General features: G+C 42.3%; 9 protein-coding genes and 2 pseudogenes. 8 read left to right on the forward strand and 3 right to left on the reverse strand.

The genetic code is table 11. The annotated features are described in order from the left end of the window. The 5 genes and pseudogenes from AC1DQW_RS23825 to AC1DQW_RS23845 all read left to right on the forward strand — a co-directional run. Window positions 1-276: pseudogene (locus AC1DQW_RS23825) on the forward strand (SDR family NAD-dependent epimerase/dehydratase); the annotation flags it as partial. Window positions 277-400: 124 nt separating this feature from the next. Next, window positions 401-1,618 (forward strand): L-2-hydroxyglutarate oxidase, encoded by a 1,218-nt coding sequence (gene lhgO / locus AC1DQW_RS23830; protein WP_477456339.1) that lies wholly within the window; start codon window positions 401-403, stop codon window positions 1,616-1,618. 149 nt (window positions 1,619-1,767) lie between these two features. Beyond that, the gene (locus AC1DQW_RS23835) at window positions 1,768-3,669 is read left to right on the forward strand and encodes a DUF1800 domain-containing protein (RefSeq protein WP_477456340.1); all 1,902 of its coding nucleotides are present in this window, start codon (window positions 1,768-1,770) and stop codon (window positions 3,667-3,669) included. 19 nt (window positions 3,670-3,688) lie between these two features. After that, window positions 3,689-4,963, forward strand: coding sequence for a DUF1501 domain-containing protein (locus AC1DQW_RS23840; protein WP_477456341.1), 1,275 nt, complete (start codon window positions 3,689-3,691; stop codon window positions 4,961-4,963). 157 nt (window positions 4,964-5,120) lie between these two features. After that, window positions 5,121-5,991, forward strand: a pseudogene (locus AC1DQW_RS23845) (mannose-1-phosphate guanylyltransferase). Window positions 5,992-6,058: 67 nt separating this feature from the next. On the opposite strand, the gene rlmB reads toward AC1DQW_RS23845, so the two are convergent. Next, on the reverse strand, window positions 6,059-6,826 hold the full coding sequence (gene rlmB, locus AC1DQW_RS23850; RefSeq protein ID WP_477456342.1) for a 23S rRNA (guanosine(2251)-2'-O)-methyltransferase RlmB: 768 nt from the start codon (window positions 6,824-6,826) through the stop codon (window positions 6,059-6,061). Window positions 6,827-7,119: 293 nt separating this feature from the next. Between rlmB and dnaB the strand changes: the two genes are divergently transcribed. After that, window positions 7,120-8,682, forward strand: coding sequence for a replicative DNA helicase (gene dnaB, locus AC1DQW_RS23855; protein ID WP_477404164.1), 1,563 nt, complete (start codon window positions 7,120-7,122; stop codon window positions 8,680-8,682). A gap of 81 nt (window positions 8,683-8,763) precedes the next feature. On the opposite strand, the gene chrA is transcribed toward dnaB, so the two are convergent. Both chrA and AC1DQW_RS23865 read right to left on the reverse strand, forming a co-directional pair. After that, window positions 8,764-9,969 carry a chromate efflux transporter gene (gene chrA, locus AC1DQW_RS23860; protein WP_477456343.1) on the reverse strand — a complete coding sequence of 402 codons (1,206 nt, stop codon included), beginning with the start codon at window positions 9,967-9,969 and terminating at the stop codon, window positions 8,764-8,766. A gap of 144 nt (window positions 9,970-10,113) precedes the next feature. After that, entirely contained in the window at window positions 10,114-10,455 is a 342-nt protein-coding gene (locus AC1DQW_RS23865) for a tetratricopeptide repeat protein (RefSeq protein WP_477456344.1), read from the reverse strand. Window positions 10,456-10,500: 45 nt separating this feature from the next. Between AC1DQW_RS23865 and AC1DQW_RS23870 the strand changes: the two genes are divergently transcribed. Together AC1DQW_RS23870 and AC1DQW_RS23875 are read left to right on the forward strand one after the other, a co-directional pair. Next, on the forward strand, window positions 10,501-11,238 hold the full coding sequence (locus AC1DQW_RS23870; protein ID WP_477456345.1) for an electron transfer flavoprotein subunit beta/FixA family protein: 738 nt from the start codon (window positions 10,501-10,503) through the stop codon (window positions 11,236-11,238). Window positions 11,239-11,274: 36 nt separating this feature from the next. Then, window positions 11,275-12,252 (forward strand): electron transfer flavoprotein subunit alpha/FixB family protein, encoded by a 978-nt coding sequence (locus tag AC1DQW_RS23875; RefSeq protein WP_477456346.1) that lies wholly within the window; start codon window positions 11,275-11,277, stop codon window positions 12,250-12,252. The last annotated feature ends 17 nt before the right edge of the window (window positions 12,253-12,269 follow it).

The following is a 12,269-nucleotide window of genomic DNA, read 5'->3' on the forward strand; positions in this document are numbered from 1 at the left end:
GATGAGATGAACATAGGTAACCCGGATGAAATAACCATCCGGCAGTTTGGGGAGGAGATCATCAAGCTAACGGGTACAGATCAGAAACTGATTAGCCTGCCATTACCAACCGATGATCCCAAACAGCGGCGGCCGGATATTACCAAGGCCAGGGCAATATTAGGCTGGGAGCCAAAAGTTTCGCGAAGCGAGGGCTTAAAGATCACCTTGGATTACTTTAAATCGTTACCCGAAACGGAGATAAACCACAAGGATTTTACATACTATAACAAATAGTAACCACGGTTAAACTAAGAAGCTCAATTTTGTCATCGGGATAAAATTGAGCTTTTTGAGTTTTATAGATTTTTGCCTTATAATATTTCTCCTTTATTTAGCTTTGGGCTACTTATTTAAAGAAATGGAAAACGGATATGACCTCATTATTGTAGGCGGAGGCATTGTAGGTATGGCTACTGCCTATAAGATCAATACACGCAACCCCGATAAAAAAATTCTTGTCCTTGAAAAAGAAGGTGAAGTAGCAGCGCATCAAACAGGACACAACTCAGGTGTCATTCACTCGGGTATTTATTACAAACCGAATTCCTATAAAGCTAAACTTTGTGTTGACGGCCGACGCGAACTGGTTGCCTTTGCTCAGGAAAATAAGATACCTCATGATATCTGTGGAAAAATCATTGTAGCCACCAAACATTCCGAGCTGGCACACATGAACAAGGTGTTTAATAATGGCCTTGCTAATGGTGTAGAAGGCATCGAAAAGATTGACAGCAAAAAAATAAAAGAAATAGAACCTTATTGCGAAGGTATTGAGGGCATTTGGGTACCATGTACGGGTATTATCAGCTTTGCTGCGGTTACCCGTAAATACCGCGAACTATTTGAAGCTAAATTTCCAGAAAGTAAAGTGCTCACTAATTGTGCAGCAAAAGCATTTGAACACCATACAAATTACACAACCGTAATTACCAATAAAGTTAGCTTTAATACAAAGTATTTAATTACTGCAGGCGGCCTGCAGGCCGATAGGCTTGCATCAAGCGCTGGTGCACCCAGCGAAGCTCATATTGTTGGTTTTAGGGGCGATTATTATGATTTGACAATACAAGGGAAAAATAAGGTGAAAAACCTTATTTACCCGGTGCCTAATCCGGAGTTCCCTTTCCTGGGCGTACACTTTACCCGTATGATTGATGGTACAGTAGAATGCGGCCCGAATGCGGTTTTTGTTTTTAAACGGGAAGGATATGAAAAAACTGATTTTTCATTAGGTGACACTATTGAGGCTTTAAAATTTAAAGGAACATGGAATCTTTTTGTAAAACATTGGCGTTTTGGTTTGGATGAATACAGACGCGCATTTTCAAAAAAACGTTTTTTAACTGGTTTACAACAACTCATCCCAAGTCTTACAATGGACGATTTGCAACCTGGCCGGGCAGGTGTAAGGGCAATGGCCATATCTGCCGATGGCGAAACGCTCGATGACTTTAAAATTGAAGCAAAGGATAATATGCTTCATGTTTTAAATGCACCATCGCCGGCAGCAACGGCGTCGTTGGCCATAGGCAACGCCATTGCTGATATGGCCGCAGAACGATTTGCATTTAATTAATATTAAACAATACTTAATAAAAGACCCGTAAAACTGTTTTGCAGGTCTTTTATTTTCTTAATACTTTGCATTTATAAATTAAAATGAATAAGAACTAAACCTTAAACAGGTATTTAGGTCATACAATTGTCAATCACTAATAGCTTAGTATGAAACCAGTAAAAAGCACTTTTCTATCGGTATTCGTTTTGGTTGGTGGTTTTTTTATTTTTTCTTCATTTTATAGCAGGTATAATGCTAATGATATCTGCAAATTCCCTTATAAACAAGCTGGTCTTACTAAAAGGCAAGCTGCCGCACACTTATTAAGCCGCTTTACCTATGGAGCTACACCTGGTGAAGTTGACCAAGTTGCAAAAGCAGGCCTCGAAAAATGGTTCGGCGAGCAACTTGATGCCAAATTGCCCGACGATTCACTTAATCAGCAGTTAGACCATTTTGATGCACTTAAACTAAGCAATACGGAAATAGCTAATATATATCCTCGCCCTGGACAGGCAGCTCAAAAGGCCATAAAAAGCGGAGTCATCAATAAAGATTCGATACAAAGCAATAAAGCGGAATACAAAAAAATGCTGCAGGATTATATGGAGCAAAATGGTATGAAGCCTCAGCAGGAACTCTTTCGTCAGTTTATCAATCAAAAAATATTAAGAGCAGCATATAGTAATAACCAGCTTCTGGAGGTGATGACCAGCTTTTGGTTTAATCATTTTAATGTATCCATCACCAAAAACCAATGTGCCGGATTTATCCCGGATTACGAGCGCGATGTAATACGGCCCAATGCTTTAGGCAAATTCGGCGATATCCTGCTGGCTACTGCAAAGTCTCCCGCGATGTTGTACTACCTTGATAATTTTAGCAGTTCATTTGCAATTGTGCCTAAGCAGCAAATGATGCCCGATGCGCTGCCGGATAGTAGTAAGCAAGGTATGCTGATGAATAAACTAAAAAAAGTAAGGCAGCAACGTGGCCTTAATGAAAACTATGCCCGCGAGGTAATGGAATTGCATACCCTTGGTGTTGACGGAGGATACACACAACAGGACGTAACGCAGGCGGCAAAGGTTCTTACAGGCTGGTCGGTTTATCCTATGGAAAATTATGATAAAGGGAATAACATCTTGTCAAAAGCTATAGAGAAGAAAACCGCTATCGACGGATTTGTGCATGATGGCGACTTTTTATTTAACCTTAATCGACACGATAACAGTGAGAAGGTAGTACTGGGCAAACATTTTGGCCCCAACGGCGGATATGATGAAGGCGTACAATTATTGAATATGCTGGCGCATCAGCAATCAACAGCAAAGTTTATTTCACGCAAACTGGCAGTTAGATTTGTGAGTGATACGCCGCCGCAAGCCCTGATAAATAAGATGGCCAAAACGTTTTTAAATAGCAACGGTGATATTAAACAGGTGCTTATTGCCATGGTTGCGGCGCCCGAGTTTTGGTCGGCGTCGGCTTTACGGGAAAAAACAAAATCGCCGTTTGAGCTGGCTATTAATACCGTTCGAAGCTTGAATGCCCGGGTAACCCAGCCTTATCAGTTGTATAACTGGATAAACAGGATGGGCGAAAAAATATATTATTACCAGGCCCCAACGGGCTTCCCGGACAAGGGACAATATTGGATTAATACCGGGGCTTTATTGAACCGGATGAATTTTGGGTTAGCTTTTGCTTCCGGGCGGATACCCGGGGTAAAGCTCGACCTGCTAAAACTGAACAATAACCACGAGCCCGAAAGCGCTCAGGCTGCACTGGTTATTTACAGCAAGATCATTATGCCCGAAAGACCCCTGGATAAAGCAATAAAACAGCTTTCTCCCATGCTGAATGATCCTCAGTTAATGATAAAGGTAGATAAGGCGAGCAATAATGCTTCATCTCCGGTAAAGGGTGCAATTTTGATGCCGGGCGATTCAGCTGGTTCTGATACCAGGGCAAACATGCAGGTAATGCCGAAGGTAGATGAAACCAAATCAATGCTGGCGCAGGTAGTAGGGATAATAATAGGTTCGCCGGAGTATCAAAGGCGTTAATCTAATAATAATAAAGATCATGTTATCAAGAAGAGGATTTTTAAAAGCGGGTGGGCTAACGCTATTTGGTGTCGGTCTGATGGGCGGCATCCCGGCGTTTATTGCCGAAGCTGCCGCGCAGGATAAAATAATAGCGCCATACAAAAAAGGAAAAACGCTTGTATGCATATTTCAGCGCGGAGCGATGGATGGCCTGATGGCCGTTACCCCGTTTACGGATCAATATCTGAAAGAAGGCCGCCCTAATTTATTTATGGATGCGGCAAAAAATGGCAATGATAATCCGCTGATTGATCTGGATGGTAAATTTGGCTTGCACCCATCCATGAATGCTTTTGAACCAATGTTTCGCGAAAAAAGATTGGGTATTGTGCATGGCATTGGTTCGCCAAATAACACCCGATCACATTTTGATGCCCAGGATTACATGGAAAGCGGAACCCCGTTTAATAAAGGTACAGCAAGCGGGTGGCTTAACAGGGCGGTTGGATTATTAGGACACGATGCTTTAACTCCATTTACAGCGGTGAGCTTAACATCGGCAATACCACGATCCTTTTATGGCGATAACCCGGCCGTGGCCATCAGTAACCTGCAGGATTTTGCCCTGCAAATGCGTGGTAACCCTATGGGGGCCAACCTTGCCGCCAAAAGCTTCGAGGAGCTATATGATCAAGCTACACCCGGATTATTGAAAGATACAGGCAAAGAAAGTTTCGATGCTTTAAAAATACTGCAAAGGGCCGGTGTTAAAAATTATACACCTGCCAATGGTGCTGTTTATCCAAATTCGGCATTAGGCAGTTCATTAAAACAAATTGCCCAGCTTATAAAAATGAATGTAGGTTTGGAGATTGCCTTTACCGAATCGAATGGTTGGGATACTCACTTTAACCAGGGTACAGCTAATGGTATATTTGCCCGTAACGTGACCGACCTTAGCAATAGTATGATGGCTTTTTGGACAGATATTGGCAGCAACTATCAGGATGAAGTTACCCTAATGACCATGACTGAGTTCGGGCGTACCGTTCACCAAAACGGTACCGGTGGTACAGATCATGGCCGGGCTTCATGTAATTTTATTTTAGGCAATAATGTTAATGGTGGCAAGGTGCATGGCACCTTGCAGCCATTAGCTGTTGACAACCTGGAAGACGGCCGTGATTTGGCCGTTACAACGGATTTTAGAAATGTATTCATTGAGGTAGCCGACAAGCATTTAAAGATAAATAATGACAAGGTGCTGTTCCCGGATTTTGCTGCCGGGCAAATAGGGGTATTGAAGATTTAAATATGGATTTTACGCGTTTCGAGCTAACTAAGGAAATTGTTAATAAATCTGTAATAAAAACATATCTTAATTAATATTGTTATTGTATTTTAGTCCGGAATGTATCATTACTGCATTTTTGATTTTTTTATATTCAGCTTAATTCTTAAAATTACACATGAACAAAAATTACTATGCCATTATCATGGCAGGCGGAATAGGCAGCCGTTTTTGGCCGATAAGCCGTGCTTCGCATCCCAAACAGTTTATCGATATATTAGGAACCGGCAAAACATTAATACAAAACACCTACGAACGCTTTCTGAAAGTGTGTCCCAAAGAAAACATTTACATAGTAACCAATGAAAGTTATGCCAAATTGGTAAAAGCCCAGCTTCCGGATCTGGAAGTCAAGACCGGATACTGGTTATGGTTATATTCAGTACACCCAAAATACCATTAATGAAGATTTTCATAAAGTAAAAACCTTTACCGAAAAGCCCACGCTGGAGATAGCCAAAACCTTCATTCAGAGCGGCGACTTTTTATGGAATGCGGGCATCTTTGTATGGTCGGCRAAAGCRATAGTAAAAGCGTTTGATACCTATTTGCCCGAGATGCACGAGATATTTACAGATGCCAAACCGTACTACAATACGGATAAAGAAAAATCGTAYATTCATAAAGCTTACCAGCATTGCATTAATATCTCGATAGATTATGGGGTGATGGAGAAAGCYAATAATGTTTATGTGCTGCCATCGGAGTTTGGCTGGAGCGACCTGGGCACCTGGGCTTCCATTTATGACCTTGCCGAAAAGGACTATGTAGGCAACGCTGTTATCCCGTCGGAGAAGGTGATCATGTATGACTCATCCAACTGTATGGTAAATGTACCTGGCGAAAAGCTGGTGATACTGAAGGGATTGCATGACTTCATCGTAGTAGAATCCAACAACACCCTGCTCATTTGCCCCCGCGACCAGGAGCAGAATGTAAAACAGGTAGTGGCTGATGTGAAGAGTAAGTTTGGAACGAAATATATTTAGTGGTTGGTGAGTGGTTGATTGGGTGAATGGTTGATCGGTTTTTTAACCACTCCTCCAATCAACTTAATCAACCATTAACCCCCCTCTGCCTTATCGCCTCATACAAAATCACTCCGGTAGATACGGATACATTAAGCGATTCGATCTCTCCAAACATGGGGATCTTGGCCAGATGGTCTGAGATCCGGATGATCTCGTTGCGGATTCCGTCCTCTTCCGATCCCATGATAATGGCGGTTGGCGCGGTATAATCCGGCACATAAATATCATCTTTGGTTTTTTCGGTACAACAAACCAGCTGCAGGCCCGATTCCTGTAAAAACCTTACCGTTTGCATAAAATTATCATGGCGGCAAACAGGGATTTTATACAATGCCCCTGCTGATGTTTTAATAGCATCAGGATTTATTTGTGCCGATCCTTTAGCCGGTATCACAATAGCATGCACACCGGCACACTCTGCTGTACGGGCAATGGCCCCCATGTTACGTACATCGGTTATCGAATCTAAAACAAGAATAAGTGGCACCTCTCCCTTTTCAAACACCTCGGGAATAATATTTTCAATTTTTTGATAAATAATAGGTGAAATAAAAGCCACAGCGCCCTGGTGATTTTTTGCCGTTAAGCGGTTAAGCTTTTCAACCGGTACCTGCTGGGCGGTTATGTTATATTCGGTTAACAAAGTTTTCAACTCCTGCGATAAACCACCGCCGGCACCACGCTGAATGTATAATGCCTCAATTTCTTTGCCCGAAGTAATGGCCTCCATAATGGCTCTGATGCCAAAAACCATTTGATTACTTTCGCGCTGAGGTCTTGAATTAAATGTCATTTTTACTGTTGAATTATTTTGCAAAAGTAGCTATATTAATTGATTAAGCAGTTATTGAACTCGATTGGCATTTTGGTTCAATTTTAATAGTTAACATGCCAAAACGTTATCAACACCGGGTTAACATACTGATAACCAAAGGTTGTTATTGTACACCAACACTTTATTAACAATTGTATGTTAATTTCGCACCTCAAATTATCGAGCTGATAATGATTGGTTTAAAAGCTCAATACACTATGTTAGTTGAATAGTTTCCGGTCTGAAATATTTTTGTATATTTTTGTTGCCTTATGAGTTTTGATAACGAGAGCCAGTATAACAAGCCCAACACCAACGAACGTCGTAGCCGGATAACTAACCCAACTCCTTATAGTGGGCTGGGGAAACTTCCACCCCAGGCAACAGATCTTGAGGAGGCGGTATTAGGGGCATTGATGCTGGAAAAAGACGCGCTGTCGTCTGTGATCGATGTTTTAAAACCCGAGGTTTTTTACCGTGATAACCATCAAAAAATATTCTCGGCCATAAAGTTGCTTTTTGAAAAATCGCAGCCGGTTGATATCCTCACCGTAACCGCAGAGCTACGCAAGCTTGGCGAATTGGAGATGATAGGCGGGGCTTATTATATCACCGAACTCACCAGCCGTGTTGCGTCCGCAGCCAATATTGAGTTTCACTCCCGTATCATCATCCAAAAATTTATCCAGCGCGAACTGATCCGGATCTCAACAGAGGTGATCCAAAGCGCTTATGAAGATACATCCGACGTATTAGACCTGTTGGATAAAGCCGAAAAAAACCTTTTTGAAATAGCCCAGAATAACCTGCGCCGTGATGCCCGTAAAATGGACGACCTGGTACACGAAGCATTAAAAGACATTGAAGCTCTTAAAGATAAAAAGGACGGCCTGACAGGTGTGGCATCCGGCTTCACCAATCTTGACCGCATGACCTCCGGTTGGCAGAAATCCGACCTGGTAATCATCGCTGCACGTCCGGCGATGGGTAAAACGGCTTTTGTGTTAAGTTGCGCCCGTAATGCCGCCGTCGATTTTGACAAGCCAACTGTAGTTTTCTCGCTCGAGATGTCATCGGTTCAGTTGGTTAACCGTTTAATATCCGGCGAAACCGAAATTGAGCAGGAAAAGATCCGGAAAGGAACTTTAGAGGAATGGGAATGGCAGCAGATCCACTCCAAAATTGGCCGTTTGGAACAAGCTACTTTAATTATCGACGATACCCCGGCTTTAAATATATTTGAATTCAGAGCTAAATGCCGCCGTTTAAAATCTCAGCACGATATCCAGCTAATCATCATTGACTACTTACAGTTAATGCATGGTAAAAGCGAGGGTAAAGGTGGCGGTAACCGCGAACAGGAAATTGGTAGTATATCGCGTGCACTCAAATCTGTAGCCAAAGAATTAAACGTACCGGTAATCGCACTGTCGCAGTTAAGTCGTGCGGTTGAAACCAGACCGGGTAACTCTAAAAGACCAATGCTATCAGATTTGCGTGAGTCGGGTTCAATTGAGCAGGATGCGGATATGGTATTATTCCTTTACCGCCCGGAATATTATGGCTTAACTGAAGACGAAGACGGTAACCCCACACAAGGTGTAGGCGAGGTAATTATAGCCAAACACCGTAACGGTGAAACCGGCACGGTAAGACTAAAATTTGTTGGCAAATATGTGAAGTTTACAAACCTTGAAGAAGGTATGGACGGCTTCCCTCCTGCTTCAGGTAGTGCTTTCTCAGGCCTTGCACCATCGCAGGATTTTGAAAAACAAAGCAACTTTATTATTCGTCCTTCAAGAATGGATGATATTGATGATGAACCTCCATTTTAGCCCCCCAACCCCCTGAAGGGGGAGTTTTTTGATGTGCAAATTAGATATGGGCAGATGTATGTAACTTATTTAATCCCCAAATCAAATTACTAACCCTAAAACTACCCCGATCAAAATTATCAGCGGCGTTTTTATCTTAGTGAAATGAAGCAGTAAAAATGTAACAAGCATTAGTATATATGCTACCCAGTTACCGCCAAACGGGCGTACTAACAATATTAATGCTGTCGCCATAAAACCTACTGCTACGGCGTTGATACCGTTTAAAGAGTTTTTGATACGGGTTATCTTTTTTAGGTCTTCCCAAAATGGTACAATAAACAAAATAAGGATAAGACCGGGTGTATTAACACCTATAACAGCTACAATACTGCCTATGATTTGCCCGCCAATACCATAGCCCTTGTTACCTAAAGTGATGCCTCCCAAAAAGGAAGTAAACGAAAACGTTGGACCGGGTAAAGCCTGCTGCAAAGCATAGCCCGAAAGAAACTCGGAGCTGCTTAGGTAATGCTTCACCTCTACAAATTCGGTATACATTAGCGGCACCATTACCTGCCCGCCACCAAATATCAGTATACCATTGCGGTAAAAATTTTCAAACAAACGAATAGGTAAACTAAATGGTGATGTTTGGTTAATTATAGCACCCAAAGCAGCAAAAAACAACAAGATCCCTATAAAGTATGCCACTTTGTTGGGGTTTACATTTGAATATAGCTTTACCCGCAGTTCGTTTTCCTGGGGCTGGGTTTCCATTGCCGATGATATGATCCCTCCCAGCAAGATGAGTAAAGGAAAAGCGTAGGCGTTTTGCAAAATAAGCGTAGCGATGAGTGATCCTATGGCCAGCATAGTGCTTACCCTTGTTTTTAAAAATTTATGGGCAAAACTATAAGTGGCGTAAGCAACAATACCCACAGCCATGGGCTGTACATAACTTATTACATGATTAAATTTAACCTGGTTGGCAAACATCATATAACTAATGGCTGCCATGCCCATAATAGCCGCCGATGGCAGTATCCATATCATAAAGGTAATTAAGGCCAGCTGCAGCCCTCCTACTTTCCAGGCTATGCCTACCAGCGTTTGTGTTGATGATGGGCCGGGCAATACCTGCGACAGGGCATTCAGCTCCATCAACTCTTCTTCGGTAATGTAACGCCGCTTATGTACAAACTCACGCAGTAATACCGCAATATGGGCTTGCGGCCCGCCAAAAGCAGTGAAGGTGTATATTAAAACATCTCTGAGAAAAAGCAGGTGTCGCTTGGTTATGCTCATTGGTTAATCAGGTCATAGTTGGGTATGGGGTTCATGGCTGATAGTACATGGCTCATTGCAAGAATATTCGCTGCTAATTTGATAATTGAAATTCAAAATCAAATGAAGTTACCATGAACTGTGAACCATCAAACAGCAACAAAATCAATAGTCATCATCGTCCTCTTCAACCCCCATGGCCTGCCTGTAAACAGCCTGTAATTCAGAAAAAGCGTGGTTGTCACGTTTGGCTTTTGTTACTTTCATGCCGTTTTCGTAGGTGGTTATGGCATCATCCTTGCGGTTGAGCGCCTCGTAAAGCTTGCCTAAGTGGTAATACGTGCCAACATAATCCGGGTGATTGTTAACAAGGTCTTCATAGTAACTCAATGCCTTATCTACCTGATTAAGACGGAGATATTCTGTAGCGAGCGCATATTTTAAAAACTCGTCGTTGGGTTCATTCTTTATAAATTCAAGTAGCTTATCTAATCTGCTCAACTCCATTTTAAACTCTATCTTTTTTATTTAAATTTGCCAAAACCTATTGATATGAAAATCCTGGTATGTATAAGTAATGTTCCTGATACCACCACAAAAATAACTTTTACTGATAACAACACCCAATTTAATACAAATGGTGTTCAATTTATATTAAATCCTTACGATGAGATAGCACTTGCACGTGCTATTGAACTAACCGATGGCGGTAAAGGTACAGTAACTGTTATAAATGTTGGCGAGGTAAGCACAGAGGCTACCATCCGTAAGGCTTTGGCCATTGGCGCTACCGATGCGGTACGTGTAAATGCCAAACCTCATGATGCATGGTATGTAGCTTACCAGATAGGGCAATATGTAAAAGCTAACCCTTTCGACCTGATCCTGACTGGCCGTGAATCTATAGACTATAACGGATCAAAGGTAGCAGGTATGCTGGGCGAGTTGCTTGATCTTCCATCGGTATCCATCATCAAAAAACTGGATGCGGATGAAAGCAGCGCTACGGTTGAGCGTGAAATTGAAGGCGGTAAAGAGATCCTGACTATCCCTTACCCTTTTGTTGCCGGTGCTGCTGAAGGTGTTGCTGAACCTAAGATCCCTAATATGCGCGGTATCATGTCGGCACGTACCAAACCTTTAACTGTTGTTGAGCCTGTGGAAGTAAAAACATTTTCAGAGATCATCAGTTATGAAACACCAACCCCTCGTGGGCAGGTAAAACTGGTTGCAGCCGGTGATACAGCTAAACTGGTTGAACTTTTACATACCGAAGCACGTGTTATTTAATTCAACTCAAATCGATCTTTACAAAACACATAATATATGTCAGTTTTAATATACGCGGAAAATGCCGGCGGAAAGTTCAAAAAATCAACTTTTGAAGCGGTAAGCTATGCCCGGGCTATTGCCGATCAGAATAATACCAGTCTTGTGGCAATTTCAATTGGCAATGTAGCGGCTGGTGAACTGGCTTCTTTAGGTAAATACGGTGCCGAAAAAGTATTAAATGTTACCGGCGATAAGCTCAAAAATTTTGTAAACCAGGCCTATGCATCAATTATAGCCGAAGCCGCAAAAAAACAAAGCGCTGATATTGTAGTGTTATCCAACACATTCTCTGGCCGTGGTTTAGCGCCGCGTTTGGGCGTAAAGCTGGAAGCCGGAGTTGCCGACGGCGTTGTTGCATTACCTGAGCAAAATAGTGGTAAATTTACTGTAAAGAAAACCGCATTTTCGGGCAAAGCGTTTGCTGTGGTTGAATTAACATCAGCCAATAAAGTTATTGCTTTGGTGCCAAACTCCTATAAAGTTGTAGAAACCGGGGGGACTGCACAGGTAGAGGATTTTAGTGTTGAAACAAAAGAATCTGATTTTAAAGCGATGATCAAAGAAATAGTTCGCGCAACAGATAAAGTTTTATTACCAGATGCCGAAATAGTTGTTTCGGCAGGCCGGGGGCTTAAGGGTCCCGAAAACTGGGGTATGATTGAAGAGCTTGCCGGCTTATTGGGTGCTGCTACGGCGTGCTCAAAACCGGTATCAGACGCCGGCTGGAGACCCCATAGTGAACATGTTGGACAAACCGGCATAGCTGTCAGTCCAAATTTGTATATTGCGATAGGAATTTCAGGAGCCATTCAGCACCTGGCAGGCATCAGTTCTTCAAAAGTTATAGTGGTTATTAACAAAGATCCGGAAGCTCCATTTTTTAAAGTGGCAGATTATGGCATAGTTGGTGATGCGTTTGAGGTAGTGCCCCAATTAATAGCGGCAGTTAAAGAGTATAAGGCTTCAGCATAAAATAACAGGTGCGATGG

It is taken from the genome of Mucilaginibacter sp. P5_A4, from assembly GCF_056400605.1.

What these genes read in the sequence shown, in the direction of transcription:
- AC1DQW_RS23875 (WP_477456346.1), top strand. Translation starts at nt 11,275, where the DNA reads ATGTCAGTTTTAATATACGCGGAAAATGCCGGCGGAAAGTTCAAAAAA.
- AC1DQW_RS23865 (WP_477456344.1), bottom strand. Translation starts at nt 10,455, where the DNA reads ATGGAGTTGAGCAGATTAGATAAGCTACTTGAATTTATAAAGAATGAA.
- rlmB (WP_477456342.1), bottom strand. Translation starts at nt 6,826, where the DNA reads ATGACATTTAATTCAAGACCTCAGCGCGAAAGTAATCAAATGGTTTTT.
- lhgO (WP_477456339.1), top strand. Translation starts at nt 401, where the DNA reads ATGGAAAACGGATATGACCTCATTATTGTAGGCGGAGGCATTGTAGGT.
- chrA (WP_477456343.1), bottom strand. Translation starts at nt 9,969, where the DNA reads ATGAGCATAACCAAGCGACACCTGCTTTTTCTCAGAGATGTTTTAATA.
- AC1DQW_RS23835 (WP_477456340.1), top strand. Translation starts at nt 1,768, where the DNA reads ATGAAACCAGTAAAAAGCACTTTTCTATCGGTATTCGTTTTGGTTGGT.
- dnaB (WP_477404164.1), top strand. Translation starts at nt 7,120, where the DNA reads ATGAGTTTTGATAACGAGAGCCAGTATAACAAGCCCAACACCAACGAA.
- AC1DQW_RS23840 (WP_477456341.1), top strand. Translation starts at nt 3,689, where the DNA reads ATGTTATCAAGAAGAGGATTTTTAAAAGCGGGTGGGCTAACGCTATTT.
- AC1DQW_RS23870 (WP_477456345.1), top strand. Translation starts at nt 10,501, where the DNA reads ATGAAAATCCTGGTATGTATAAGTAATGTTCCTGATACCACCACAAAA.